Origin of the sequence: Pseudomonas sp. WC1 (assembly GCF_050586565.1) — a bacterium.
Lineage (GTDB): Bacteria > Pseudomonadota > Gammaproteobacteria > Pseudomonadales > Pseudomonadaceae > Aquipseudomonas.
This window is the reverse complement of record NZ_JBOBDQ010000025.1, coordinates 14593-39266: the sequence shown is the minus strand read 5'-3', so window position 1 is coordinate 39266 and position 24674 is coordinate 14593. Positions and strand designations below refer to the sequence as shown.

Genomic DNA, 24674 nt, shown 5'->3' with positions numbered 1-24674 from the left:
TTCATCGGCCCCGCAGGAACAGCTTGTCCAGATCGTCCAGGCCCATCTGGGTCCAGGTCGGTCGGCCGTGGTTGCACTGGCCGCTGCGCTCGGTGTTCTCCATGTCGCGCAGCAAGGCGTTCATCTCGGGGATGGCCAGGCGCCGGTTGGCCCGCACCGCGCCATGGCAAGCCATGGTCCCCAGCAGTTCGTTCAAGTGCGCCTGGATACGATCACTGGTGCCGTACTCCATGAGGTCGGCCAGCACATCCTGCACCAGGCGATTGGCCTCGGCCTGCTTGAGCAGGGCCGGGATCTGGCGGATCGCCAGGGTTTCCGGGCCCAGGCGCTGCAGCTCGAAGCCCAGGCGCTGGAACCATTGGGCATGTTCCTCGGCGCAGTCGGCTTCGCGCTGGCTCAACGCCAGCGACTCGGGCACCAGCAACGGCTGGCCGCTCAAGCCTTCACTGGCCATCGCCACCTTCAGCCGCTCGTACATGATCCGTTCATGGGCGGCGTGCATATCCACCAGCACCAGGCCGACGGCGTTCTCGGCGAGGATATAGATCCCCTTGAGCTGCGCCAGGGCGTAGCCCAGCGGCGGGATATCGCCTTGGCTTTCCGGCAACGCGCTCGGAGCGGCGGCATTGTCCAGTGGCGCGTAGAACTCACGATAGACCGCCTGCGCCTCGCCGGTACTCACCGGCTGCGCAGGGCGAGGCGAGTATTGGTATTGATAACCTGCCCCAGCGCCGCCCGTGAACGAAGGGCGCTGTTCGCCCTGAGGCTGCTCGAGCACAGGCGAGGCCAGGCGCATCTCGCCCTGAGGGCCAAACTCGCCAGCCTGCAAGCCGCTGGGGCGGACCAGCTCGTCGGTGGCAGCCGGTGCGGCGAGCTGGTCTTCCGGGCGTACATCAGCCAAGGCGCGGTGCAAGGTGCCATAGAGGAAGTCATGAACCATGCGCCCTTCGCGGAAGCGCACCTCGTGCTTGGTCGGGTGGACGTTGACATCAACGCCGGTCGGGTCGCACTCGAGAAACAGCACGAAGGTCGGGTGCCGGCCATTGAACAGTACGTCGCGATAGGCCTGGCGCACCGCATGGGCTACCAGCTTGTCGCGCACGGCCCGGCCATTGACGAAGAAATACTGCAGATCGGCCTGGCTGCGCGAGAAGGTCGGCAGACCGACCCAGCCCCACAGTCGCAGGCCGTTGCGCTCGACATCAATGGGCAGCGCCTGCTCGAGAAAGCCCGGGCCGCAGATGGTGCCGACCCGCCGCGCCCGGGCCGTTTCGTCGGCGGCCTCGTGCAGGCTGAAGATGGTCTTGCCGTTGTGCCGCAGGTGAAAACCGACGTCGAAACGCGCCAGCGCCAGGCGCCGGATCACTTCCTGCAGATGATCGAATTCGGTCTTTTCGGCCTTGAGAAACTTGCGTCGCGCCGGGGTATTGAAGAACAGGTCACGCACTTCGACGGAGGTGCCGACCGGATGCGCGGCAGGCTGCACCCGCGGGGTCATGTCACGCCCCTCGGTCTCCACTTGCCAGGCTTCGCTGGCATCGGCGGTACGCGATGTAAGGGTCAGGCGCGCCACCGAGCTGATCGATGCCAGGGCCTCGCCGCGAAAGCCCAGGCTGAGCACGCCTTCAAGGTCTTCCAGTTCGCGGATCTTGCTGGTGGCGTGGCGGGCCAGCGCCAGCGGCAGGTCATCGGGGGCAATGCCACCGCCGTTGTCGCGCACCCGCAGCAACTTCACGCCGCCCTGTTCGACCTCGACCTCGATGCGCCGAGCACCGGAGTCGAGGCTGTTCTCCAGCAACTCCTTGGCCACCGAGGCGGGGCGTTCGACTACCTCGCCGGCGGCGATCTGGTTCGCCAGCCGCGGGCTGAGCAGCTGGATACGCGAGCCGCCACTCATTGCTGGGACGCCAGGGCGGTGGTGGGGATGTCAAGGTGCTGGCCAACCTTAAGCTCGTCGGTCTTCAGGTTGTTGCTACTGCGCAGGCCAGCCACGCTGACCTGGTAACGCACCGCAATCATCGCCAGCGTCTCGCCGGGGCGCACGGTGTGTTCACGCGGGCCCTGGACGATCTTGCCACTGTCGCGCAGCCAGGCGATGTAAGTGCCAGGCGGCGGGTTCTGCTGGAAGAATTGACGCACACCGGTATGAATCGAACGTGCCAAGGCCTGCTGATGGCTACGGGTAGCCAGCTTGGCCGCCTCGTTGGCGTTGGAGATGAACCCGGTTTCAACAAGGATCGACGGGATATCCGGCGACTTCAGCACCATGAACCCGGCCTGTTCCACCCGTTGTTTGTGCAACGGCGTGACCCGGCCCATGTTGCCCAGCACCTTCTGCCCGACATTGAGGCTGGAACTGAGGGTGGCGGTCATCGACAGGTCGAGCAGCACCCCGGCCAGCATGCGGTCCTTGTCGTCGAGGCTGACGTTGCCGGCGCCGCCGATCAGGTCGGAGCGGTTTTCCGTGTCGGCCAGCCAGCGGGCGGTCTCGGAGGTTGCGCCACGGTCGGACAGGGCGAACACCGAAGCGCCAAAGGCAGCCTTCGACGGCGCGGCGTCGGCGTGAATCGAGACAAACAGATCGGCGCCCTTCTTGCGGGCGATCTCGGTGCGCTTGCGCAGCGGGATGAAGTAGTCGCCGGTGCGGGTCAGCTCGGCGCGGTAGCCCTTCTCGGAATTGATCTGGCGCTGCAGCTCCTTGGCGATATCCAGCACGATGTCTTTCTCGTGCTGGCCACGCGAGCCGGACGCGCCCGGGTCTTCGCCGCCGTGACCGGCGTCGATGGCGACCACGATGTCACGCTTGCCACTCGGTGCTGGCGGCAGCTTGATCGCCGGTTGCGCCGGGGTGACAGGCACCGCCGGCGTGGTGGCCGGTGGCTGCGGTGTCGGGGGCGGTGTCGGGTTGCTGGCGGCGATGGCGTCAGCTTCCTGATCGTACAGGTCGACCACCAGGCGATTGCCGTACTGGGCGTTCGGCGCCAGGGTGAAGCTCTTCGGCGACACGGCTTTCTTCAGGTCGACCACCACGCGCAGGTCGGTAGGCGTGCGCTGGGCCGAACGCACACTGGTGATTGGCGTGTTCGACGTGGAGACGTTCAGCGGCGCCCCCAGGGTGGCACCGTTGATGTCGATCACCAGGCGATCGGGAGCGGTGAGGGTGAAGACGCTGTGCTGCACAGGCCCGGACAGGTCGAAGACCAGCCGCGTATTGTCCGGAGCGCGCCACAGGCGCATGCTCTTGACTTGAGTGACGGCCAGAGCGTCAACGGTCACCGCGGTCAGCAGCAGCCCAACAACAGCGACCAGTGCGCGTATGCGCATACCTTTCCCCACTTACTGTATGAATTCTTTGGCCAGAACGGCACACCAGGCTTCGCCGCGAGCCCCTTGCGGCGACAGGTTAAGCGAACGTCCGCCCGCTTGCGGGCTTATGGTAATGGTCAGGTCGGGCTTTGGCAAAACGCCCGCACCTTTATCGGGCCACTCGAACAGGCACAATGCATCGCCCTCGAAATAATCTCGAATGCCCATGAATTCAAGCTCTTCCGGGTCGACCAGGCGATAGAGGTCGAAATGGAAGGCGCGAACCTCACCAATCTCGTAGGGTTCAACCACGGTAAATGTCGGACTTTTTACCGGGCCGGTATGACCCAGGCCACGAATCAGCCCGCGGGACAGGGTGGTTTTGCCTGCCCCCAGGTCGCCCTCGAGAAAAATCACACCATGACCTTTGGTCACTTCGGCCAGTTTCGCGCCAAAGGCGACGGTGGCGTCCTCGTCGCCCAGAAACAGGGTTATGCCTGACACGCTGAATGCTCCTCCAATAACGCTCTAATGACCGGCACCAGATCACTGGCCGCCAGCCCTCTACCTTTGACACCCAGCCGCTCGCCGGCGCAGGCATGCAGCCACACCCCCAGGCACGCGGCCTGCCAGGCGTCCAGCCCCTGGGCCAGCAAGGCTGCGAGCACGCCTGTCAACACATCGCCCAATCCGCCACCAGCCATGGCTGGGTGCCCACGGCCGCAAACCGCCAGTTGCCCGCCAGGGTCGGCCACCAACGTGCCGGCGCCCTTGAGCACGCAGACGCTGGCGTAGCGACGCGCCAGCTTGCGCGCCGCCCCCGGCCGGTCGGCCTGCACCGCCTCGGTGGAAATCCCCAGCAGGCGCGCGGCCTCGCCGGGGTGCGGGGTGAGAATGCTACCGCTGGGCAGTGCCAGTGGCGTGCGCGCCAGCAAGTTGAGCGCATCGGCGTCCCACACCTGTGGCCGGTGGCCATTGGCCACCGCCGACAACAGGCTGCGCCCCCACCCGGCCTGGCCGAGGCCAGGGCCGACCACCAGCACCGTGGCACGCTCGAGCAACACCATCAGTTGGTTGGCCGAGCTCACGCCCATCCACATGGTCTCGGGCAGGCGCGTCAGCCCCGCAGCTACGTGTTCGGGGCGGGTGGCCACGCTGACCAGGCCGGCGCCGCAACGCAACGCCGCCTCGCCACTGAGCATGACCGCGCCGCCTGTGCCCAGGTCGCCGCCGACCACCAGCACATGGCCGAAATCGCCCTTGTGGGCATCAGCGGCACGTGGCGGCAGCCTGGCCAAGGTCAGGCTGCTGAGCGGTAATGGGGGGTGTTTGGTCTGAGGCATGGGGTCAAAGGCTCCGATGTCTGGCAGAATTATACGCACCTCCGCTTGTAATGCTTGTTCATCCATGTCCGCCGACCTTCCAGACATCGCCACATTGGCCCAATCGATCAAGGATTGGGGCCGCGAACTCGGTTTTGCCCATGTCGGCATCGCCGGTGTCGACCTTGGCGAGCACGAACAGCATCTGCAGCGCTGGCTGGCGGCAGGCTACAACGGCGAAATGGAGTACATGGGCGAGCATGGCAACAAGCGCTCGCGTCCGGCCGAGCTGATCCCCGGCACGTTGCGGGTGATCTCGCTGCGCATGGACTACCTGCCCGGCGACACGCAGATGGCCAAGCGCCTGGCGGACCCTGAAAAGGCCTATATCTCGCGTTACGCCCTGGGCCGCGACTACCACAAGCTGGTGCGCAAGCGCGTGCAGCACTTCGCCGACCGCATCCAGGAAGCCATCGGCCCGTTCGGCTACCGCGCCTTCGTCGACAGTGCCCCGGTGCTGGAGAAAGCCCTGGCCCAGGAGGCCGGCCTTGGCTGGATCGGCAAGAACACCCTGCTGCTCAACCGCAAGGCGGGCAGCTATTTCTTCCTCGCCGAGTTGTTCGTCGACTTGCCGCTGCCGATCGACGGCGTGCAGGGCAGCGATCATTGCGGGCGTTGCCAGGCCTGCCTGGACATCTGTCCGACCCAGGCGTTCGTCGGGCCCTATCAGCTCGATGCCCGGCGCTGCATCTCGTATCTGACCATCGAGTTGCGCGGGGCCATTCCACTGGAACTGCGCCCACTGATCGGCAATCGGGTGTTTGGTTGCGACGATTGCCAGATCGTCTGCCCGTGGAACCGTTTCGCCAAGACCACGACCGAAGACGACTTCATGCCCCGTCGGGGGCTGGACAATATCGAGCTGGCCGAATTGTTCCTGTGGGATGAAAAGCGTTTTCTCGGCTGCACCGAAGGCTCGCCACTGCGCCGGGCGGGGTATGAACGGTTCCTGCGCAACCTCGCGGTGGGGCTTGGCAACGCACCGTCGACCATCCCCGTGCTGGAGGCGCTCAATGCGCGTAGGGATGATCCTTCGGAACTGGTACGCGAACACGTGGAATGGGCCCTGGCTCGCCACAACGCCCTTTGAAGCTCGCTGCTTCGACTTTGCCTTTGCCTTTGCCTTTGCCTTTGCCTTTGCCTTTGGCGATCAAAAGGTTAACCCCATAGCCTGCAAGCGCCAGCTGCGCCAGTGCAGGCGCCGCCCGTAACTTCGCGACTTCAGGAGGCCGAACGCAGGTCTTGCGCAGGGAGGTGACGGGCATGGATGCCCGTCAAGCGCTGCGCCCCAGGATGGGGCGTTCAGCGCGGTCCTCCCGGGAGCAAGGCCGGAGTGAGGGGACCCGGAGCGAAGCGGAGGGCCGGATGAATGGAGCGCCACGGCTTTGCTTACTTTGGCCGCGGACGGCGAGTTACGACCAAGTAAGCCGCCGTAAGGGCGGAAAGATGACTGTGCGTCGACATCGCAAATGAATGAACTTATATCTATCAAAACCGATGCCAATTGATTTTGACTTTGACTTTGACTTACACAGAGTGTGTTTTAAAAGTTATATGCGCATTCATTCGCCATGTCGACGCACACTCACCTTTTCGCCTTTACGGCGACCTCCTTTTCTCTTGGGAAAAGGAGGCAAAACCGTTCGGCTCCGTTCATACGGCCCCTACGCTTCGCTCCGGGGTCCCCTCACTCCGGGCTCGCTCCGGGAGGACGCGCCGACGGGCCATCCATGGCCTGATCGGCGCTTGACGGGCATCCATGCCCGTCACCTCCCTGCGCAAGCCCTCCGTTCGGCCTCCTGAAGTCGCAATTTGTGTCGCCTGAACTATCGCGCACTTAGAAGCAAAAGCAGAGCAAGAGCAAGAGCAAGCAACTCTTCTGAACAATGGTTATATGACTACAGTACAGCCCTGCCAGAACAATTCTGAATATAGTGGCTGCGCCGCAAAAAAACCGCTATTGCTGATCGTTGTAATGAAACTTCGGCATCTCCCAATGAAACCGAATCGCCAACAACCGCACCAGAAAACCACCAAACAGTGTCAGCAGCATGGCCTGCTCCGCCGGCACCTTGAAGTAAACGCACCCCAGATAGAACCAAGCCGCCGCGAACGAAACACTGGCATACAGCTCACGCCGAAACACCAACGGAATATCGTTACAGAAGATATCCCGCAGAATGCCGCCAAACACGCCGGTAATCACGCCGCTGATAGAAGCGACCAAGAACCCCTGCCCCATCTCCAGCGCGGTCATGCAGCCAATCAGGGTGAACGCCACGAGCCCCAGGGCGTCGAGCACCAGGAACAGCGACCGCAGGTGGCGCATCAATGGCGCGATGAAGATCGTCAGCAAAGCCGCAAAGCTGGTCAGCACCAGGTATTCCGGGTGCTTGACCCAGGTGAGCGGGTAGTGCCCAAGCAGTACATCACGCACCGAACCACCACCCAGCGCGGTAACGCAGGCGATCAGCACCACGCCGAACCAGTCCATGCCGCGACGGCCAGCGGACAGGGCGCCGGTCATGGCTTCGGCGGTGATGGCGATGAGATAGAGCATCAGCAACATGGTGCAGGTCCGTGCGGGAAAGGCGCGCAGTCTACCCAGTCACGCGGGGCACCAAAAGGGGCGCGCCGATGATCGTCGGCGCACGGCAAGGTCAGACCTTGATGAAGTGCTCGCGATAGTGGCGCAGCTCACCGATCGACTCGCGGATGTCATCCAGCGCCAGGTGGGTGCTGCCCTTCTTGAAGCTGTCACGCACCTCCGGCGCCCAGCGCGCAGCCAGTTCCTTGAGCGTGGACACATCAAGGTTGCGATAGTGGAAGTAGTTTTCCAGCTCGCGCATGTGCCGATAGAGGAAGCGGCGGTCCTGGCAGATACTGTTGCCACAGATCGGCGACTTGCCCTTCGGCACCCACTGCTCGAGGAAGGCGATGGTCTGCGCCTCGGCCTCGGCCATGCTCACCTTGCTCTCGCGTACGCGCTGAGTGAGTCCTGAGTTGCCATGGGTGCGGGTGTTCCACTCGTCCATCCGCGCCAACACCTCATCACTGTGGTGAATGGCGATCACCGGCCCCTCGGCCAGGGTATTGAGCTCGCTGTCGGTGACGATGGTAGCCATCTCGATGATGACGTCGTTGTCCGGGTCCAGGCCGGTCATCTCCAGATCGATCCAGATCAGATTCTGTGGGTTCTGCATGAAAAGGCTCCTCGAATAGCCCGTCATATTAGCCTAGCGGGGCAGCTCGTGGGCGTGCCGTGCTAAACTGCCCGCCGTTTTCTTTCTGCCTCGCCTACTCGGAACCTTCATGGCCAAACGCCAGCTCAACCGCCGCCAGAACTGGCGCATCGAAAAGATCCAGGGTGAGCGCGCCGCCCGCGCCGCCAAACGCGAGCAGCACGTGCTGCAGGAACTGGAAGGCGGCGACCTGGGGCCAGAGCAACTGGGCCTGGTGATTGCCCACTTCGGCGTGCAGGTCGAGGTCGAGGCCCAGGACGGCGAGGTTGCGGGCCAGGTGTTCCGCTGCCACCTGCGGGCCAACCTGCCGGCGCTGGTGACCGGCGACCGTGTGGTCTGGCGCGCCGGCAATCAGGGCATCGGCGTGATCGTCGCGCAAATGCCGCGCAGCACCGAGCTGTGCCGGCCGAACAACCATGGCCAGCTCAAGCCGGTGGCGGCCAACGTCGACCTGATCGTCATTGTCTTCGCCCCTGCGCCCGAACCGCATCCCAACCTGATCGACCGTTACCTGGTCGCCGCCGAGCATGCCGGCATCCGCCCGCTGCTGCTGCTGAACAAGGCTGATCTGATCAACGACGAGAACGCCCCGACTCTCAACGCCATGCTCGAGGTCTACCGCGGCCTGGGTTACCCGCTGCTGGAGGTTTCCGCGCACCAGGGCGATGGCATGCAGCGCCTGCAGCAGACACTAGACGGCCATATCAGCGTGTTCGTCGGCCAGTCGGGCGTGGGCAAGTCCTCGCTGGTCAACAGCCTGCTGCCTGATGCAGGCACCCGTGTCGGCGACCTGTCGGAATGGTCCGGCCAGGGCACTCACACCACCACCACCGCGCGCCTCTATCACTTCCCCAATGGCGGCGACCTGATCGACTCGCCGGGCATCCGCGAATTCGGTCTGGGCCATGTCAGCCGTGCTGATGTCGAAGATGGCTTCATCGAATTCCGCGAACTGATCGGCAACTGCCGCTTCCGCGACTGCAAGCATGACCGCGAACCTGGCTGTGCGCTGCTCAAGGCCCTGGAGGACGGCAGCGTTACTCAACAACGAATGAACAGCTACCGTTCGATCATCGCCAGCTTGCCGGAAGACACCTATTGAGGTGGCGGCAAACACGCCAGCATCGTAGGAAATTTTACCGGAGTAGGTGGGACCGCTCCGGTATTGCGGTCACCTATTGTCCCTCCAGCTGCTTTCCCTGATGGTCATGGCCTTGTCATCGGTATTGATCAGGGAGGGCAGCACAGATGCCGGTATTCATCAGTTACCACCAGAACGAACGGCTCGATGCCTTCATCCTGAACGAGTGGCTGCTACTAGAAGGCATTCCCACCCAACTCGTCCCCTTCGACAGTGAAGGGCAGACCCACGACGACCTGCATGGCAGCTTTTGCCAACACATGGCCGATGCCACTCACTGGATCGGAGTGCTCTGCGAGGCCCATGCCGAAGGCTGGTGGACGGCCTGGCTACTGGGCGCTGCGGCCATGGCGCATCGGCGGGTGACTTTCTACCATGCTGGCTCGACTGACCTGCCGCAGCGCTTGGGCAAGTGGCCAGTAATGCGGGAACGAGAGCATATCGACCTGTTCGTGCGCGCCTATCATGACGAACAGACCTTTGGCCGGGCCATGGCTTCGCCGGCCGGGGGCGGCGCAGTGTCGGACAGGGACAATGCGGATTTCTTCCATGCCGATCTCAAGGCCAAGATCAGGCGGGGGTTCTGAATGCATCGGGGCCGCAAAGCGGCCCCTGTTACTTACTGGTCTTTGGCCTCGTCCATCTTCAATACGCCATCTTCGAAGATGTTCAGCTTCTGGCGCAGCTCACGCGGCTGCATCGGCGTATCGCCCGGTGTCGCGGCCGCACCTGGCGCTGCGCTCGCAGGCGGTGTGTCAGCGGCAGGCGGCGCAGCCTCCGGCTTGCCCTGTTCACCCTCGATATCGCGCTGCGCCTTCTTGGTGAGGACGATGATGTCGATACGGCGGTTGACCGGGTTGAACGGGTTGGCACGGTCGAACAGCGACGACGAAGCATAACCGACCACGCGGGCCACCTGCTCATCCGGATAGCCTCCAGCGACCAATGCACGACGCGCCGCATTCGCGCGGTTGGCCGACAGCTCCCAGTTACCGAAATCGCCAGTACCGGAGTACGGCTTGGCATCGGTATGGCCACTGATGCTGATCTTGTTCGGCACCGCCTTGATGGTGTCGGCCATGGCCAGCAGGATGTCTTCGAAGTACGGCTGCAGGCGTGCGCTGCCCAGGTCGAACATCGGCCGGTTCTCGGCATCCATGATCTGGATGCGCAGGCCGTCCTGGGTGATCTCGAACAGGATCTGGTCCTTGAACTTCTGCAGCTGCGGGTTTTCCTCGACCTTGTTCTGCAGCTCCTGCAGCAGCAGCTCGAGGCGCTCGCGCTCGACCTGCTCGGCCATGGTCTCGACCTGATCCTTGTCCAGTTGCAGGCTGGTATCCGGCGTCGGCTCGGACTTCACTTCCGGGTTGATGGTCTTTTCCGGTGCCAGTTCTGGCGAGCCACCCAGATCGATGATGTAGGGCGTACCGCTTTCGGAGAAACCGATCGGGTCCTTGAAGTAACCGGCAATTGCGATCTTCTGCTCAGGCGTGGCGGTCGACAGCAACCACAGCACCAGAAAGAACGCCATCATCGCCGTGGCGAAGTCGGCGAAGGCGATTTTCCAGGCGCCGCCGTGATGGCCGTCGCCAAAGCGCTTGACGCGCTTGACGATGATGGGCTGATTGTTCTCCATGGCTTAGCGACCGCGTACTGCTTGTTCCAGCTCGGCGAAGCTCGGGCGGTGCGCCGGGTACAGCACCTTGCGACCGAACTCGACCGCCAGCGACGGCGGCATGCCGGAAGCCGAGGCCACCAGCGAGGCTTTGATCGCCTCGTAGACGTTCAACTCTTCCTTGGCATCATGGCGCAGGGCATTGGCCAACGGGCCGAAGAAGCCGTAGGCCGCAAGAATACCGAAGAAGGTACCGACCAACGCCGCACCGACGTGCAGGCCGATGGACTTCTGGTCGCCGTCACCCAGCGAGGCCATGGTCACCACGATACCCAGTACCGCCGCGACGATACCGAAGCCGGGCATGCCGTCGGCGATCCCGGTCACTGCGTGGGACGGGTGCTCGAGCTCTTCCTTCATGCTCAGCAGCTCCATGTCGAACAGGCCTTCGAGCTCGTGGGGCGCCATGTTGCCGGTGGACATGATCCGCAGGTAATCGCAGATGAACGCGGTCATGCGCTCATCACCCAGCACCGCCGGGTACTTGGCGAAGATCGGGCTGGCCGCGGCGTCCTCGATGTCGCCTTCGATCGCCATCATGCCTTCACGACGGCTCTTGTTGAGGATCTCGTACACCAGGCCCAGCACTTCCAGGTAGAAGGTGTGGGTGAAACGGGTGCCGAACATCTTCAGCGACTTCTTGATCACATGCATGGTCATGTAACCAGGGTTGGCCTGGAGGAACGCACCAAAGGCCGCGCCGCCGATGATCAGCACTTCGAACGGCTGGATCAGTGCCGCGATCTTGCCGTGGGAAAGCACGTAGCCGCCGAGCACGCTCGCGAATACGACGATGATGCCGATAATTTTAGCCATAAGTTGGAAGCACTTGCTGTCGTGGTCAGGATAGGGAACGGAAGCTTGAAAACTCTTCTTCTACTTATCGGCAGAACTGCGCCAGACTATAGCCACTCATTGCGAAAAGCCAGTTCGGACTGATGTCAATATGCCAATTGAAACCAAGGTGCCAAGTCAGGCTCCGTCGAGTCTAGAGGCCTGGATCAAGCTGCTCGACGGGGTCCGCGTACCGGTGCCGAAAGAGAGCCATGATCGGGTGCTGCAGGCTATCAACGACAGCCGTCGCTCCCTGCGCGATATCGCCGAACTGATGCAGGATAGCCCCGCGCTGGTGCTCTGCGTGTTGCGCGAGGCCAACCACCCGGCCAACGCCAGCCAGGCGGAACCGGCCGAGAGCCTGGAAATAGCCCTGAACCGCCTTGGCCTGGCCCGCGTCAGCCAACTGCTGGCACGCCTGCCATCGCTGCCGGCCGACGAGATCCCGCCGGTGCTGCGCCAGTTCCTGCTGATCAGCCAGCATGCCACCCAGCAGGCCAACGGCCTGTTCGCCAGCCGCCTGGCGCGCCTGTGGCAGGAGATCCACTGGGGCAGCCTGCTGTTCCTCTCGCCCCTGTGGCCGCTGGCCCTGGTCTATCCCAAGCTGCTGGATACCTGGGAGCTGCGAGTTATCCACAAGGGCGAGGAAGCCGCTGAAGTCGAACAGCAACTGTTCGGCGTGCGCATCATGCAACTGTGCCAGGCCATGGCCGAGCACTGGCGCCTGCCCGAGTGGGTGACCCAGGGTTACCGCCTGCTGATAGACGAGCGCGAACAGCTGGCGCAGGTGCTGAACATCGCCCGCGAGCAGGACCCGCTGGTCCAGCAGCAGCGCCTGGACGAAGAGCCGGCCCTGCGCCGCTGGTTCAACCAGCCCCCGAATACCGTGCTGCTGGCCAACGGCCTTGCCCTGGCCGCCCAGGTCGGCTGGGACAATCCGCATTTGCTGCGCTGGCAGCTGCTTACCGCCCTCTATCTGCAGACCACGCTGGACGATGTCCAGCAGCAGGTTCACCAGCAGGCCGCGGCCAGTGCCCGCCATCACGCCCGGCATGCCCTGTTCCACCCGGCCGAGGCGCTGATCTGGCCTTGGCACCAGCGCCGTCCACACCCGGACATGCTCACGCCGCCACCGCCCAGCACCGAGGACCTTGGTCGCTGGCGCAGGTTGTGCCAGGAGTTGCTCGCCCAGCCGAGCCCGTTCAGCAATACCGTGCACCTGGCCACCCAGGCCCGCGAAGCACTGCTGGCGTGCGGCATGCAGCGTCTGATGCTGCTGAGCCTGGACAAGGCTACCGACTACCTGCGGGTGCAGCAGACTGCGGGCCTGCCCAAGGAAGCCGGCGTCATTGCGTTGCCGATCGCGCAGAACAAACTCCTGCAGAAACTGATGAGCAAGGCCGGGCAATTGCGCCTGACGCCCGAAAATCACGCCCAGTTCACCGCACTGCTGCCGGCGCCACTGCGCGCATTCTTCCGCAGCGAACACCTGCTGCTGCGCTCGCTGGCGGTCGGCGACCAGGTGCTGATGCTGGCGGTGGCGGACCAGGACGGCAAACCGCTGGCCGATGTCAGCGTGCAGGCATTCGGTAAAACCGTGCAATGCATCGAGCGCGCCCTGGCCCTCTTCGGCAACCGCCATTCATGATTGCCTTGCGCTACAATCGCCCCCTTTGCACCCTGGAGACCGTGGATGACTGACTTTTCCGGCTTGCCCCTGGTGATCGAAGCCGAGGACCTGCTGCCGCGCCTGGAATCGCCGCAACTGATCCTGGTCGACCTGACCAGCGCCAACCGCTATGGCAGCGGCCACATCCCCGGGGCGCGCTTCGTCGATCCCAAGCGCACCCAGCTGGGACAGCCGCCTGCACCCGGCCTGCTGCCGGCACGCGCCGACCTGGAAAAGCTGTTCGCCGAACTCGGTCATCGCGACGATGCGGTCTATGTGGTCTACGACGAAGAAGGCGGCGGCTGGGCCGGCCGTTTCATTTGGCTGCTCGACGTGATTGGCCACCCGCGCTATCACTACCTGAACGGCGGCATACAGGCCTGGCCGGCGGACAAACTGTCCACCGAGGTGCCCGCCAGCATGGGCGGCGCGGTGAACCTGCGCCTGCACCCGGAGCCCACCGCCACCCGCGAATACCTGCAAAGCCGCCTGGGCGCCGCCGACCTGGTCATCTGGGACGCGCGCGGACCACTGGAATATAGCGGCGAGAAAGTGCTGGCTGCCAAAGGCGGGCATATTCCCGGCGCGATCAACTTCGAGTGGACCGCCGGCATGGACCTCAACGACCACCTGCGCATCCGCGAGGATATCGCCGAAGTCCTGCAAAACCTGGGCATCACCCCCGACAAGGAAGTGATCACCCATTGCCAGACCCACCACCGCTCCGGCTTCACCTACCTCGTGGCCAAGGCCCTCGGCTATCCACGGGTGAAGGGCTATGCCGGTTCCTGGGGCGAATGGGGCAACCACCCCGACACGCCCGTCGAAGTTTAAGGACGCTCAATGAAATCCCGCTTGTTCATCATCAGCCAGTACCTGCTGCCGCACCACCTGCTGTCGCGGCTGGCCGGCTGCGTCGCCGAGTGCCGCGCACGCTGGTTCAAGAACGCCTTCACCGCCTGGTTCGCCAAGCGCTACCAGGTGAACATGTCCGAGGCACTGGTCGAAGACCTCAGCGCCTACGAGCACTTCAACGCCTTCTTCACTCGCGCCCTCAAGCCCGGCGCCCGTCCGCTGGACGAGACCCCCGGCGCGATCCTCTGCCCGGCCGACGGCGCGGTCAGCCAGCTCGGCCCGATCGAGCACGGCCGCATCTTCCAGGCCAAGGGCCACGGCTACAGCGCCCTGGAGCTGCTCGGCGGCGACCCGGCCCTGGCCGCGCCGTTCATGGGCGGCGAGTTCGCCACCATCTACCTTTCGCCCAAGGACTACCACCGCGTGCACATGCCGCTGGCCGGCACCCTGCGCGAAATGGTCTATGTGCCGGGCCGGCTGTTCTCGGTCAACCAGACCACCGCGGAGAACGTACCGGAGCTGTTCGCACGTAACGAGCGCGTGGTCTGCCTGTTCGACACCGAGCGCGGCCCGATGGCCGTGGTGCTGGTCGGCGCGATGATCGTCGCCTCGATCGAGACTGTCTGGGCCGGCCTGGTCACGCCGCCGAAGCGCGAGCTGAAGACCTTCCGCTATGACGACGCCAGCCGTGCGCCGATCCATCTGGAGAAAGGCGCCGAACTGGGCCGCTTCAAGCTGGGCTCCACCGCCATCGTGCTGTTCGGGCCAGAGCAGGTGAAGTGGGCCGAGAGCCTCGGTGCCGGCTCCGCCGTGCGCATGGGTGAGCTACTGGCGCAGCCGGCCCAGGCCTGATTGACTGCTGCAACAAGAAAGGCCCTGCTCAGCAGGGCCTTTTTCATTGGGACCGCTACGCGGTCCATCGCCGGCAAGCCGGCTCCCACAGTAACTACGCAAACCTCTGTGGGAGCCGGCTTTCCGGCGAAAGGGCTGCAGCGCAGCCCCAGGGCTCAAGATCAACCGCGTGCTTCGCGATCGCGTACGCCGAGCAGGTACAGCACACCATCCAGACCCAGGGTCGAGATCGCCTGCTTGGCCGACTGACGCACCAGCGGCTTGGCGCGGAACGCCACACCCAGGCCGGCCAGGGACAGCATCGGCAGGTCGTTGGCGCCATCGCCGACGGCAATGGTCTGCTCGAGCTGCAGGCCCTCTTCACTGGCCAGTTGCTGCAAGAGATCGGCCTTGCGCTGGGCATCGACGATCGGCTCGACGGCCACTCCGGTGACCTTGCCATCCACCACTTCAAGCTCGTTGGCGAATACGTAGTCGATACCAAGGCGCGCCTGCACCTGCTTGGCGAAGTAGGAGAAGCCGCCGGAAAGGATCGCAGTCTTGTAGCCCAGGCGCTTGAGCTCGGCGAACAGGTGCTCGGCGCCCTCGGTCAGGCGCAGCGAGGCGCCAATCTGGTCCAGTACGCCCACGTCCAGGCCCTTGAGCAGCGCCATGCGCTCTTTGAAGCTGGCCCGGAAATCCAGCTCGCCACGCATCGCGCGCTCGGTGATCGCCGCCACCTGCTCACCGACACCGGCAGCCTTGGCCAGCTCGTCGATGACTTCGGCCTCGATCAGCGTCGAATCCATGTCGAACACCGCCAGGCGCCGGTTGCGGCGGAACAGGTCGTCGCGCTGGAAGGCGATGTCGATGTTCAGCTCTTCGGACAGGGCGAAGAAGTCGGCGCGCAAGGCCTGGGCATCGCTGGCTTCGCCACGCACGGAGATTTCCAGCGCGGATTTGCCCTTCTCGGTCTGGACATCCAGCGCCACGCGGGCCGACAGGCGCTCGATGCGCTCGATGGTCAGGCCGTACTGGCTGATGATGGCGCTGACCCGCTGCAACTGCTGGGGAGTGACCCGGCGGCTGAGCAGGGTGACGATGTGGCGGGCCTCGCCCTGGCTGTCGGCCCAGTGCTGGTAGTCGGCCTCGGAGATCGGCGTGTAGCGCGCCTGCAGGTTCAGCTCATGGGCCTTGGCCTGTACGCTCTGCAGCAGCGCGGTGGCCACCTCATTGTCGGGAATGTCGACCAGGATGCCGAACGACAGCGTGCCGTGCATGACCGCAAGACCGATGTCGAGAATGTTCACACCGCCCTGGAGCAGGACGCCGGTGATGGCCGCGGTAAGACCTGGACGGTCTTCACCAGTGATGTTGATCAGGACGATTTCGCGCAAGACCGGGCTCCAACTCGATGAAAAATGCGCATTCTACCGATTTTCCATGACCATCGGGCGCCAACGCTACTTTGCCGACAAAACACGTATCGCTATACTGCCCAGCAACTTTCTCGCCATGAAGAGCCGCGCTCTGTGAACCGGCCCACGCCCGTAAAACCCGATAACTTCTTCCTGATGATCTACCGAGCCCTCAGCCAGCGCCGAATCCCCCTGGCCCTGCGCATTGCCAGCCATAACATCTTCCTGGTGGCCCTGGCCCTGGTGATCTATGCCTGCGTGATGGGTTTGCAGTTCAAGCAGGCCATGCACGAGCAGGCCGATGCCGTTGGCCAGAGCCTGACCACGCAAACGGCCACATCGGCCACCGAGCTGCTGGTGTCCAACGACATCCTCAGCCTCAACGTGCTGCTCGGCAACCTGGTGAAGAACCCGCTGGTGGCCCATGCCGCCATCTACAGCGTGGACAACCGCATCCTCGCCGAGGCCGGCCAGCGCCCACGCAATAGTTTGCTGGGCGAAACCGAAGGGGTCTACCAGACCAAGATCACCTTCCAGGACGTGACCGCCGGCCAGTTGCGCATCAGCCTGGACATGAGCCAGTTCCAGCAACCGATGCTGATCAGCCTGCAGAGCATGGGCATCCTTGCCGCGATCCTGTTGGCCCTGGCACTGACCCTCAGCCTGCGTCTGGGCCGTTTCATCTCCACCCCACTGCTGCAACTGCGCGTCTGGTTGCGTGATCCGCACCCCTACACGCCGGGCATCGACCGCCAGGACGAGATCGGCGACCTGGCCCGCCAGCTGCACGCCCGCCTTGCCCCGCCGCCGCCACCGGAGCCGGAAGAAGAGGACGAGGAAGACGATTTCGATGAGGTGCCCGCCCCCAAGGCCGCGCCACGCACGAAAGTCGCGGCACAGGCACCCGAGCACGACGATGACGATGACGCCTTCGCCGATCTGCTGGATGAGCAAAGCGCCGCGGCCAAACCCGTTATCGTCGAGTCCGACGAACCGCAGCACAGTGCCGTGCTGGCCGTGCAACTGGGCTCCCAGGAGCAACTGCGCCGCCTGCCGCGCACCCGCCTGACCGAATTGCTGGAACGCTACCGCGACTGCCTGGACCAAGCCGCGTCTCTGTACGAAGGAGAAGTCCACACCCTGAACGATGGCAGCACCCTGCTGCTGTTCCACAGCCGTGACAGCGGCGAGGACTACCTGACCAATGCCATCTGCTGTGGCGAGCTGCTGCGCGCCCTGGGCCACGCCCTGCAGATCGAGGTGGCCGACAGCGGTATCACCTTGCAACTGCAGCTGGGCCTGGTGCTGGCCGACGACCTGCAAGGCATGGAACAGGTCGACTTGCTGATGACCGAACAGGCCCAAGACGCCCTGGCCCTGTCGCAGCACAGCCGCAACCTGTTGCTGGTCGAGCGCCGCATCAGCGATGACACCCTGGTGCGCCAGCGCGCGCGCATCCGCCCGATCGCCAGTCCGGAGGGCGCGTGCTGTGTCGAGCGCCTGATGGAGCCTTACCCGTCCATGCTGGAGCGCCAACTAGCGCGGATGCACGAGCGCCGCGCCTGACCTGAAACACGCCTGGGGCTGCGGCGCAGCCCTTTCGCCGGCAAGCCGGCTCCCACAGGTACATGGTCTGCTCTTTGTGGGAGTCGGCTTGTCATAGCGACGAACCGCGGCGAAAGGGGCGCAAAGCGCCCCCAGCATTCTCGAAGGCCACAAAAAAGCCCGCATCGCTGCGGGCTTTTTCATGCCTGTCATATCAGAAGCGGAACACTTCCATATCGGTACGAATCGGTGAAGCCATCGGAATCTTCGGTTTCTCCGGCTCTTTCTTCACCTGCACCGGCGCGGCCGGCTTGCGTGGCGCTTCCTCGGCGATGGCCGGCTGGTTGGCCAGCGGCTTGACCGTGGTGCTCAGCTGTTCGACCAGCTTCTGCAGCAGCTGCCCCTGGGCTTGCACCTGCGCCGACTCGCTACCCGCATGGGGCTGCTCGAGGTGGACGATACGGTTGTCACGCACCTGGCCACGGCGATCCAGCACGCGCCACTGCGCATCGAGGATCGCCGGCTGGTTCTTGCCCGAGTCCAGGCGGGTGATTGACAGCAACACCTGCACGTCCGGCGTGAAGCCGGCACTTGCCGGCGCCAGCACCACGCGTTGGCTGTCCAGGCGCCAGGCCAGCTGGCGTACCAGCAACTGGTCGATATCCGACGAAAGGCTGCCAGCCCAGCGACCGTCGGTCGCCGCGGTCAGGCTACCATCGGTCTGACGCTGCAAAAAGGTTTCGCGTTGCAGGTAGTCGGCCACCGATACCGGGCCAAGCACCACCGCCATGCCCGCAGCCTGGGTCGGCTGGCCGGGATCACCGCTGTCGAGCTGGTACAGGGCAACCGGCTGGTGCATGCTGCACCCGCTCAGGCCCAACAGGCCAGTCATCAGCAGCGCAAATGGAAGGCGCAGAAATTTCATTCATCCCATCCAGGCGGTCGTCACCAGACTGACCGCAGTGATACTCATGTAGATTCATCCGGGCACTCGGCCACGCCGGCGCCAACGAGGGCACTATCATCCGCGAAATAGCCGCCCGACTCCAGCATTTCCGCCCGAAGCGGCGTTGAAAACGCCGCAACAGACAGCCCATCCATTCACGCGGGGGTTTCTACCAGCAGCCCGTCGACGCGCTGGAAACCACGTGGCAATTTGCTACCACGGCGCCCCCGCTCGCCTTTGTAGTGCTCGAGATCATCGGGCTTGAGCGAAAGGGTACGCTTGCCAGCTTGCAATACAAGGGTGGAGCCCTCGCTGATCACCGCAAGATCGGTCACGTATTCCTCGCGGCTGGCCACCCGGTCACCCGGCACGCCGATGATCTTGTTGCCCTTGCCTTTACCCAGCTGCGGCAGGTCGGCCACCTTGAACACCAGCAGACGGCCCTCGGTGGTCACCGCGGCGAGCCAGTCCTGCTCACGATCGGTCACCGGGCGCGGGGTCATCACCTTGGCGCCGTTGGGCAGGCTGAGCAGGCCCTTGCCGGCCTTGTTCTTGGCCTGCAGGTCCTCGCCCTTGACCACGAAGCCGTAGCCGGCGTCGGAGGCCACGACGTACAAGGCATCGTCTTCCGGCAGCAGCACGCATTCGAAGGTGGCGCCCGGTGGCGGGGTCAGGCGGCCGGTCAACGGCTCGCCCTGGCCACGGGCCGACGGCAGACTATGGGCGGCCAGCGAGTAGCTGCGACCGGTGGAGTCGATGAGCACGGCAAACTGATTGGAACGTCCGGCGGCGGCGGCCTTGAAGCCGTCGCCTGCCTTGTACGAAAGGCCCGTGGCATCGATATCGTGGCCCTTGGCACAACGCACCCAGCCCTTCTCCGAAAGCACCACGGTGACCGGCTCGGTCGGCATCAGTTCGTTTTCCGACAGGGCCTTGGCCTCGGCCCGCTCGACGATCGGCGAGCGGCGGTCGTCGCCGTAGGTCTCGGCGTCCTTGATCAGCTCGCTGCGCACCAGCTTGCGCAGCTTGGTGTCGCTGCCCAGCAGCGCTTGCAGTTGCTTCTGTTCCTTGAGCAGCTCGTCCTGCTCGCCGCGGATCTTCATCTCTTCCAGACGCGCCAGTTGACGCAGGCGGGTCTCGAGGATGTAGTCGGCCTGGATCTCGGTCAGGTCGAAGCGGGCGATCAGGGCCTGCTTGGGATGCTCCTCGGTGCGGATGATGTGGATCACTTCATCCAGGTTGAGGAACGCAGTGAGCAAGCCTTCCAACAGGTGCAAGCGCTTCTCGACCTTGTCCAGGCGATGCTGTAGGCGACGCCGCACGGTACCGATGCGGTACTCCAGCCACTCCAGCAGCAACGCCCGCAGGTTCTTCAGCTGCGGGCGACCGTCGAGGCCAATGATGTTGACGTTGACCCGGTAGGTGCTTTCCAGATCGGTGGTGGCGAACAGGTGCTGCATGAGTTCGGCGGCATCCACGCGGTTCGAGCGCGGGATGATCACGATGCGGCACGGGTTCTCGTGATCCGACTCGTCGCGCAGGTCGGCGACCATCGGCAGCTTCTTGGCCTGCATCTGCGCGGCGATCTGCTCGAGCACCTTGGCCCCGGAAACCTGGTGCGGCAGCGCGGTAACGACGATGTCGCCATCCTCGATGCGGTACACCGCGCGCATGCGGATCGAGCCTTTGCCGCTCTCGTAGATCTTCTGGATGTCGGCGCGCGGGGTGACGATCTCGGCTTCAGTCGGGTAGTCCGGGCCCTGGATATGCTCGCAAAGCTGCTCGATGGTGGCCTTGGGCTCGTCGAGCAGTCGCACGCAGGCGCTGGCCACTTCGCGCAGGTTGTGCGGCGGCACGTCGGTGGCCATGCCCACGGCGATGCCGGTGGTGCCGTTGAGCAGGATGTTCGGCAGACGCGCGGGCAGCACGGCCGGCTCCTGCAAGGTGCCGTCGAAGTTCGGTACCCAGTCGACGGTGCCCTGGCCCAATTCGGTGAGCAGCACCTCGGAGTAGCGCGACAGGCGCGCCTCGGTGTAACGCATGGCGGCGAACGACTTCGGATCGTCCGGCGCCCCCCAGTTGCCCTGGCCGTCGACCAGGGTGTAGCGGTAGCTGAACGGCTGGGCCATCAGCACCATGGCCTCGTAGCACGCCGAGTCGCCGTGGGGGTGGAACTTGCCGAGCACGTCACCGACGGTACGCGCCGATTTCTTGTGCTTGGAGTCGGCATCGAGCCCCAACTCGCTCATGGCATAGACGATGCGTCGCTGGACCGGCTTGAGGCCGTCGCCGATGTGCGGCAGGGCGCGGTCCATGATCACGTACATGGAGTAGTTGAGGTAGGCCTGTTCGGTGAAGTCAGCCAGGGAACGGCGTTCGACGCCGTCGAGACTGAGTTCGAGTGAGTCGCTCATGCGGGCCTCGTCATTTCAGGTTCTGGCGCAGCAGCATGGTGCCGCCGCGCTGGGTAAATTCAAGTTGTTTCAGGGCACTCATGCCCAGCAGCACACCCTGGCCATCCAGGCCGGGCACCACCAGCGCGCGTACGTCGCGCAGGTGGATATCGCCCAGTTGCAGGCTGTCGAGCCGCGTGCGGTAGCCTTGGGTACGGCCATTGGCGGTGCTCAACTGCACCGCGGCGCCACGCGCCAGGTCCAGATCGCGGGCCAGTGCCTCGGGGATCGCCACGTCAGTGGCGCCGGTGTCGAGCATGAAATGCACCGGTCGCCCATTGATCGCGCCATCGGCGACGAAATGGCCCTGGCCGTTGCTCAGCAGGCGCACCTCGACGAAGCCATCGCCCTGCTCGCTCTGCACCACGCTGTTGGGATTCTGCTGACGTTCTTCCCACTGGCCGAAAAAACGCGTGGCGAGGAACATCGCCGCCGCCCAGGCGACAATCATCAACACCCTGCCCGCGCGCTTGCCCGGTGGCTGGCTCATGGCTTGGCGCTCCAGCCGCCCTGCGGCGCGTCAAAGCGCCAGACGATCGGCCGTGTTTCACCATCCACCCGCGGGCGGTCATTGTTGTCCACGCCGATCCAGGCACCGCCCTTGTCGATCACCAGCGCCTCAGCCAGGCCGTAAGGCTGCGAGTAGCGCCGCGACTCCATCAGGGCCTCGGCGGCGAACGACCAGCAGCGCTCCACGGCGCCCGTGTCGGCATCCCGTCGGCAAATGCGGTAGGCATTGCGCTCGAGGGTGAACAGCTTGCCTTCGAACCAGGCCAGGTCGGCAAAGTCACGTGATACCGGGCGTGCCTCGGGGAATTGCGGCGGCTGCATCTCGACACCCGCCTCGCTGAGCAGTACGCAGCCGCGCCCGCAGGTCCACACCGATTGCTGGCGCTGCACCGCGAGCAGGCCACGGCGCTCGCGCTCGGCGGCCAGCCACAGGCGATCGCCCGCCGGGTTGATCGCCAGCCCCTCGAACAGTGCGTTGAAATGCAGCAACATGCCGCTGGCCCGCGCTTGGCGCACCATGGCCTGGTCGATTTTCAGCCAGTCCGGCTCACCGTCCACGGGCAACTGCAGCACGGCGGCGTGGGCCTCGCTGACGATGTAGAGGTTGCCGGCCTGATCGCAGGTGATGCCCTCGAAATCCAGCTCGCCGCCGCGGATGTAGGACGCCGCCCAGTTGCGCGACTTGAGCCCCCAGGGCAGGCCGGTATCGGGCGCGGGGGGCGGGGTGAAAGTCTGCGGCAGGGCCTGCCAGGTCGCCTCATCCTGGTCCAGGCGGTAGATACGGTCGTCATCGCGGTCGGACACCGCCCACAGCGCCCCACGGCACCAAGCCAGGCCCGACAGGTTGCCGCCGCGCATGCCATCGACCACATGCTCGGCGCTGAGCTTGAGCTGCGGCCAGTCGCCGGCCTGGGCCTGCAGGGCGAATAACGCCAGGCAGGCCAGGAGCAACGGACGAATCAAACCAGGACCTCGGCCAGGTTGCCTTTGGTCTCCAGCCAGCTCTTGCGATCGCCCGCACGCTTCTTGGCCAGCAGCATGTCCATGATCTCGGTGGTGCCTTGTACATCATCCAGGGTGAGCTGGACCAGGCGCCGGGTGTTCGGGTCCATGGTGGTTTCGCGCAGTTGCGGCGGGTTCATCTCGCCCAGGCCCTTGAATCGGGTGACCTGCGGCTTGCCGCGCTTTTTCTCGGCGACCAGGCGGTCGAGAATGCCGTCGCGCTCGGCTTCGTCCAGGGCGTAGTAGATCTCCTTGCCCAGGTCGATGCGGTACAGCGGCGGCATGGCCACGTAGACGTGCCCGGCCTCGACCAGCGGGCGGAAATGCTGGACGAACAGCGCGCACAGCAGTGTGGCGATGTGCAGGCCGTCGGAGTCGGCGTCGGCGAGGATGCAGACCTTGCCGTAGCGCAGCTGCGAAAGGTCGGCTGCGCCCGGGTCTACGCCGATGGCCACGGCGATGTTGTGCACTTCCTGGCTGGCCAGGACTTCACCGCCATCGACCTCCCAGGTGTTGAGGATCTTGCCGCGCAGCGGCAGGATGGCCTGGAACTCCTTGTCCCGCGCCTGCTTGGCCGAGCCCCCTGCCGAGTCACCCTCGACCAGGAACAACTCGGCGCGCATCGGGTCCTGGCCGGCACAATCAGCCAGCTTGCCGGGCAACGCCGGCCCCTGGGTGATGCGCTTGCGCTCGACCTTCTTGCTCGCCTTCAGGCGCCGGCCAGCATTGCTGATGGCCAGTTCCGCCAGTTGCATGCCCAGTTCGGGATGGGCATTGAGCCACAGGCTGAAGGCGTCCTTGACTACGCCAGAGACGAAAGCGGCCGCCTCGCGGGACGACAGGCGCTCCTTGGTCTGGCCGGAGAACTGCGGTTCCTGCATCTTCATCGACAACACGAAGCTGATGCGCTCCCAGACGTCCTCGGGGGCAAGCTTGACTCCGCGCGGCAGCAGGTTGCGGAACTCGCAGAACTCGCGCATGGCGTCCAGCAGGCCCTGGCGCAGGCCATTGACATGGGTGCCACCCTGGGCGGTGGGGATCAGGTTGACGTAGCTTTCCTGGATGCTGTCGCCGCCCTCCGGCAGCCACAACAGGGCCCAGTCCACGGCCTCCTTGTTACCCGCCAGGCTGCCGCAGAACGGCTCGTCGGGCAGGCGCTGGAACTCGCTGACCGAATCGACCAGGTAGGAGCGCAGACCGTCCTCGTAGTGCCACTCGACCTTCTCGCCGGTGCCCTTGTCCTCGAAGCTGATGGACAGCCCCGGGCACAATACGGCCTTGGCCTTGAGCACGTGCTTGAGGCGGCTGATGGAGAACTTCGGCGAATCGAAATACTTCGGGTCGGGGCTGAAGTACACGCTGGTGCCGGTGTTGCGCTTGCCGACGGTGCCGACCACCTCCAGCTCGCTGGCCTTGAAGCCGTCGGCGAAGGTCATCTGGTACTCGTTGCCGTCGCGCTTGACGCGTACGCGTACCTGGCTCGACAGGGCGTTGACCACCGAGATGCCGACGCCGTGCAGGCCGCCGGAGAACTGGTAGTTCTTGTTGGAGAACTTGCCGCCGGCGTGCAGCTTGGTAAGGATCAGCTCGACACCGGAAACGCCCTCTTCGGGGTGGATGTCCACCGGCATGCCGCGGCCATCGTCGCTGACTTCCAGCGAGTGATCGGCGTGCAGAACGACCTGCACCGACCGGGCGTGGCCAGCCAGGGCTTCGTCGACGCTGTTGTCGATGACTTCCTGGGCCAGGTGGTTGGGCCGGCTGGTGTCGGTGTACATGCCCGGCCGCTTGCGGACCGGGTCAAGGCCCGAGAGGACTTCGATGGCGTCTGCGTTATAGGCGCTAGCGCTGGGATTGGCCATGGG

The 24674-nt window shown here is 64.6% G+C and carries 21 protein-coding genes; 7 read left to right on the top strand and 14 right to left on the bottom strand.

Features of this window, described 5'->3' with window-relative positions; genetic code table 11:
• Nucleotide 1: 1 nt before the first annotated feature.
• From mutL to ACQ4OD_RS13490, 4 genes are read right to left on the bottom strand one after another with little or no spacing between them, the layout of a single operon-like run.
• Nucleotides 2-1897 carry a DNA mismatch repair endonuclease MutL gene (gene mutL, locus ACQ4OD_RS13505; RefSeq protein ID WP_102683934.1) on the bottom strand — a complete coding sequence of 632 codons (1896 nt, stop codon included), beginning with the start codon at nucleotides 1895-1897 and terminating at the stop codon, nucleotides 2-4.
• A complete protein-coding gene (locus tag ACQ4OD_RS13500; RefSeq protein ID WP_102683933.1) occupies nucleotides 1894-3324 on the bottom strand; it encodes an N-acetylmuramoyl-L-alanine amidase in 1431 nt (476 codons plus the stop codon). The genes mutL and ACQ4OD_RS13500 overlap by 4 nt, the downstream gene beginning before the upstream one ends.
• A 12-nt stretch (nucleotides 3325-3336) precedes the next feature.
• Nucleotides 3337-3810 carry a tRNA (adenosine(37)-N6)-threonylcarbamoyltransferase complex ATPase subunit type 1 TsaE gene (gene tsaE / locus ACQ4OD_RS13495; protein WP_139673831.1) on the bottom strand — a complete coding sequence of 158 codons (474 nt, stop codon included), beginning with the start codon at nucleotides 3808-3810 and terminating at the stop codon, nucleotides 3337-3339.
• The gene (locus tag ACQ4OD_RS13490; protein ID WP_430944426.1) at nucleotides 3798-4649 is read right to left on the bottom strand and encodes an NAD(P)H-hydrate dehydratase; all 852 of its coding nucleotides are present in this window, start codon (nucleotides 4647-4649) and stop codon (nucleotides 3798-3800) included. Before ACQ4OD_RS13490 ends, tsaE begins: the two co-directional genes overlap by 13 nt.
• Nucleotides 4650-4713: 64 nt before the next feature.
• Here ACQ4OD_RS13490 and queG point away from each other — a divergent pair, with 64 nt between their 5' ends.
• A complete protein-coding gene (queG, locus tag ACQ4OD_RS13485) occupies nucleotides 4714-5778 on the top strand; it encodes a tRNA epoxyqueuosine(34) reductase QueG (RefSeq protein ID WP_139673837.1) in 1065 nt (354 codons plus the stop codon).
• Between the two features lie 867 nt (nucleotides 5779-6645).
• On the opposite strand, the gene ACQ4OD_RS13480 is transcribed toward queG, so the two are convergent.
• Together ACQ4OD_RS13480 and orn are read right to left on the bottom strand one after the other, a co-directional pair.
• Complete coding sequence (locus ACQ4OD_RS13480; RefSeq protein ID WP_023630647.1) at nucleotides 6646-7257, bottom strand: trimeric intracellular cation channel family protein; 612 nt, start codon at nucleotides 7255-7257, stop codon at nucleotides 6646-6648.
• A gap of 91 nt (nucleotides 7258-7348) precedes the next feature.
• Nucleotides 7349-7891, bottom strand: coding sequence for an oligoribonuclease (gene orn, locus ACQ4OD_RS13475; RefSeq protein ID WP_139673846.1), 543 nt, complete (start codon nucleotides 7889-7891; stop codon nucleotides 7349-7351).
• 109 nt (nucleotides 7892-8000) lie between these two features.
• On the opposite strand from orn, the gene rsgA reads away from it, so the two are divergent.
• Both rsgA and ACQ4OD_RS13465 read left to right on the top strand, forming a co-directional pair.
• On the top strand, nucleotides 8001-9032 hold the full coding sequence (gene rsgA, locus ACQ4OD_RS13470) for a small ribosomal subunit biogenesis GTPase RsgA (RefSeq protein ID WP_139673849.1): 1032 nt from the start codon (nucleotides 8001-8003) through the stop codon (nucleotides 9030-9032).
• 146 nt (nucleotides 9033-9178) lie between these two features.
• A complete protein-coding gene (locus ACQ4OD_RS13465) occupies nucleotides 9179-9658 on the top strand; it encodes a molecular chaperone Tir (protein WP_102682171.1) in 480 nt (159 codons plus the stop codon).
• Nucleotides 9659-9690: 32 nt separating this feature from the next.
• On the opposite strand, the gene motB is transcribed toward ACQ4OD_RS13465, so the two are convergent.
• Entirely contained in the window at nucleotides 9691-10707 is a 1017-nt protein-coding gene (gene motB / locus ACQ4OD_RS13460; RefSeq protein WP_102682172.1) for a flagellar motor protein MotB, read from the bottom strand.
• Nucleotides 10708-10710: 3 nt separating this feature from the next.
• A complete protein-coding gene (gene motA, locus ACQ4OD_RS13455; protein ID WP_023630652.1) occupies nucleotides 10711-11562 on the bottom strand; it encodes a flagellar motor stator protein MotA in 852 nt (283 codons plus the stop codon).
• A 130-nt stretch (nucleotides 11563-11692) separates the two neighbouring features.
• Here motA and ACQ4OD_RS13450 point away from each other — a divergent pair, with 130 nt between their 5' ends.
• Genes ACQ4OD_RS13450 through asd form a run of 3 tightly spaced genes read left to right on the top strand, consistent with a single transcriptional unit; the run spans nucleotide 11693 to nucleotide 14956 of the window.
• A complete protein-coding gene (locus ACQ4OD_RS13450; RefSeq protein ID WP_430944425.1) occupies nucleotides 11693-13228 on the top strand; it encodes an HDOD domain-containing protein in 1536 nt (511 codons plus the stop codon).
• 45 nt (nucleotides 13229-13273) lie between these two features.
• Complete coding sequence (gene rhdA / locus ACQ4OD_RS13445; protein WP_430944424.1) at nucleotides 13274-14083, top strand: thiosulfate sulfurtransferase; 810 nt, start codon at nucleotides 13274-13276, stop codon at nucleotides 14081-14083.
• 9 nt (nucleotides 14084-14092) lie between these two features.
• Nucleotides 14093-14956 carry an archaetidylserine decarboxylase gene (gene asd / locus ACQ4OD_RS13440; RefSeq protein ID WP_038706897.1) on the top strand — a complete coding sequence of 288 codons (864 nt, stop codon included), beginning with the start codon at nucleotides 14093-14095 and terminating at the stop codon, nucleotides 14954-14956.
• A gap of 161 nt (nucleotides 14957-15117) precedes the next feature.
• Here the strand turns inward: asd and serB are convergent, their stop codons facing one another.
• Nucleotides 15118-16332, bottom strand: coding sequence for a phosphoserine phosphatase SerB (serB, locus tag ACQ4OD_RS13435; protein ID WP_139673855.1), 1215 nt, complete (start codon nucleotides 16330-16332; stop codon nucleotides 15118-15120).
• A gap of 135 nt (nucleotides 16333-16467) precedes the next feature.
• Here serB and ACQ4OD_RS13430 point away from each other — a divergent pair, with 135 nt between their 5' ends.
• Nucleotides 16468-17919 carry a histidine kinase gene (locus tag ACQ4OD_RS13430; protein WP_430944423.1) on the top strand — a complete coding sequence of 484 codons (1452 nt, stop codon included), beginning with the start codon at nucleotides 16468-16470 and terminating at the stop codon, nucleotides 17917-17919.
• A gap of 193 nt (nucleotides 17920-18112) precedes the next feature.
• Here ACQ4OD_RS13430 and ACQ4OD_RS13425 read toward each other — a convergent pair whose 3' ends face one another.
• From ACQ4OD_RS13425 to parE, 5 genes are all read right to left on the bottom strand, one after another.
• Complete coding sequence (locus ACQ4OD_RS13425) at nucleotides 18113-18823, bottom strand: PqiC family protein (RefSeq protein WP_038706898.1); 711 nt, start codon at nucleotides 18821-18823, stop codon at nucleotides 18113-18115.
• Nucleotides 18824-18999: 176 nt separating this feature from the next.
• Complete coding sequence (gene parC, locus ACQ4OD_RS13420; RefSeq protein WP_139673861.1) at nucleotides 19000-21258, bottom strand: DNA topoisomerase IV subunit A; 2259 nt, start codon at nucleotides 21256-21258, stop codon at nucleotides 19000-19002.
• A 10-nt stretch (nucleotides 21259-21268) separates the two neighbouring features.
• Entirely contained in the window at nucleotides 21269-21787 is a 519-nt protein-coding gene (locus ACQ4OD_RS13415) for a retropepsin-like aspartic protease family protein (RefSeq protein ID WP_277502180.1), read from the bottom strand.
• Complete coding sequence (locus ACQ4OD_RS13410) at nucleotides 21784-22770, bottom strand: esterase-like activity of phytase family protein (RefSeq protein ID WP_198754809.1); 987 nt, start codon at nucleotides 22768-22770, stop codon at nucleotides 21784-21786. The genes ACQ4OD_RS13415 and ACQ4OD_RS13410 overlap by 4 nt, the downstream gene beginning before the upstream one ends.
• Nucleotides 22767-24671 (bottom strand): DNA topoisomerase IV subunit B, encoded by a 1905-nt coding sequence (parE, locus tag ACQ4OD_RS13405; protein WP_023630810.1) that lies wholly within the window; start codon nucleotides 24669-24671, stop codon nucleotides 22767-22769. Before parE ends, ACQ4OD_RS13410 begins: the two co-directional genes overlap by 4 nt.
• Nucleotides 24672-24674 lie beyond the last annotated feature (3 nt).

Coding starts and splice junctions, on each gene's coding strand:
- mutL (WP_102683934.1), bottom strand. CDS start 1,897: ATGAGTGGCGGCTCGCGTATCCAGCTGCTCAGCCCGCGGCTGGCGAAC.
- ACQ4OD_RS13500 (WP_102683933.1), bottom strand. CDS start 3,324: ATGCGCATACGCGCACTGGTCGCTGTTGTTGGGCTGCTGCTGACCGCG.
- ACQ4OD_RS13490 (WP_430944426.1), bottom strand. CDS start 4,649: ATGCCTCAGACCAAACACCCCCCATTACCGCTCAGCAGCCTGACCTTG.
- queG (WP_139673837.1), top strand. CDS start 4,714: ATGTCCGCCGACCTTCCAGACATCGCCACATTGGCCCAATCGATCAAG.
- ACQ4OD_RS13480 (WP_023630647.1), bottom strand. CDS start 7,257: ATGTTGCTGATGCTCTATCTCATCGCCATCACCGCCGAAGCCATGACC.
- orn (WP_139673846.1), bottom strand. CDS start 7,891: ATGCAGAACCCACAGAATCTGATCTGGATCGATCTGGAGATGACCGGC.
- rsgA (WP_139673849.1), top strand. CDS start 8,001: ATGGCCAAACGCCAGCTCAACCGCCGCCAGAACTGGCGCATCGAAAAG.
- ACQ4OD_RS13465 (WP_102682171.1), top strand. CDS start 9,179: ATGCCGGTATTCATCAGTTACCACCAGAACGAACGGCTCGATGCCTTC.
- motB (WP_102682172.1), bottom strand. CDS start 10,707: ATGGAGAACAATCAGCCCATCATCGTCAAGCGCGTCAAGCGCTTTGGC.
- motA (WP_023630652.1), bottom strand. CDS start 11,562: ATGGCTAAAATTATCGGCATCATCGTCGTATTCGCGAGCGTGCTCGGC.
- ACQ4OD_RS13450 (WP_430944425.1), top strand. CDS start 11,693: ATGCCAATTGAAACCAAGGTGCCAAGTCAGGCTCCGTCGAGTCTAGAG.
- rhdA (WP_430944424.1), top strand. CDS start 13,274: ATGACTGACTTTTCCGGCTTGCCCCTGGTGATCGAAGCCGAGGACCTG.
- asd (WP_038706897.1), top strand. CDS start 14,093: ATGAAATCCCGCTTGTTCATCATCAGCCAGTACCTGCTGCCGCACCAC.
- ACQ4OD_RS13425 (WP_038706898.1), bottom strand. CDS start 18,823: ATGAAATTTCTGCGCCTTCCATTTGCGCTGCTGATGACTGGCCTGTTG.
- parC (WP_139673861.1), bottom strand. CDS start 21,258: ATGAGCGACTCACTCGAACTCAGTCTCGACGGCGTCGAACGCCGTTCC.
- ACQ4OD_RS13415 (WP_277502180.1), bottom strand. CDS start 21,787: ATGAGCCAGCCACCGGGCAAGCGCGCGGGCAGGGTGTTGATGATTGTC.
- parE (WP_023630810.1), bottom strand. CDS start 24,671: ATGGCCAATCCCAGCGCTAGCGCCTATAACGCAGACGCCATCGAAGTC.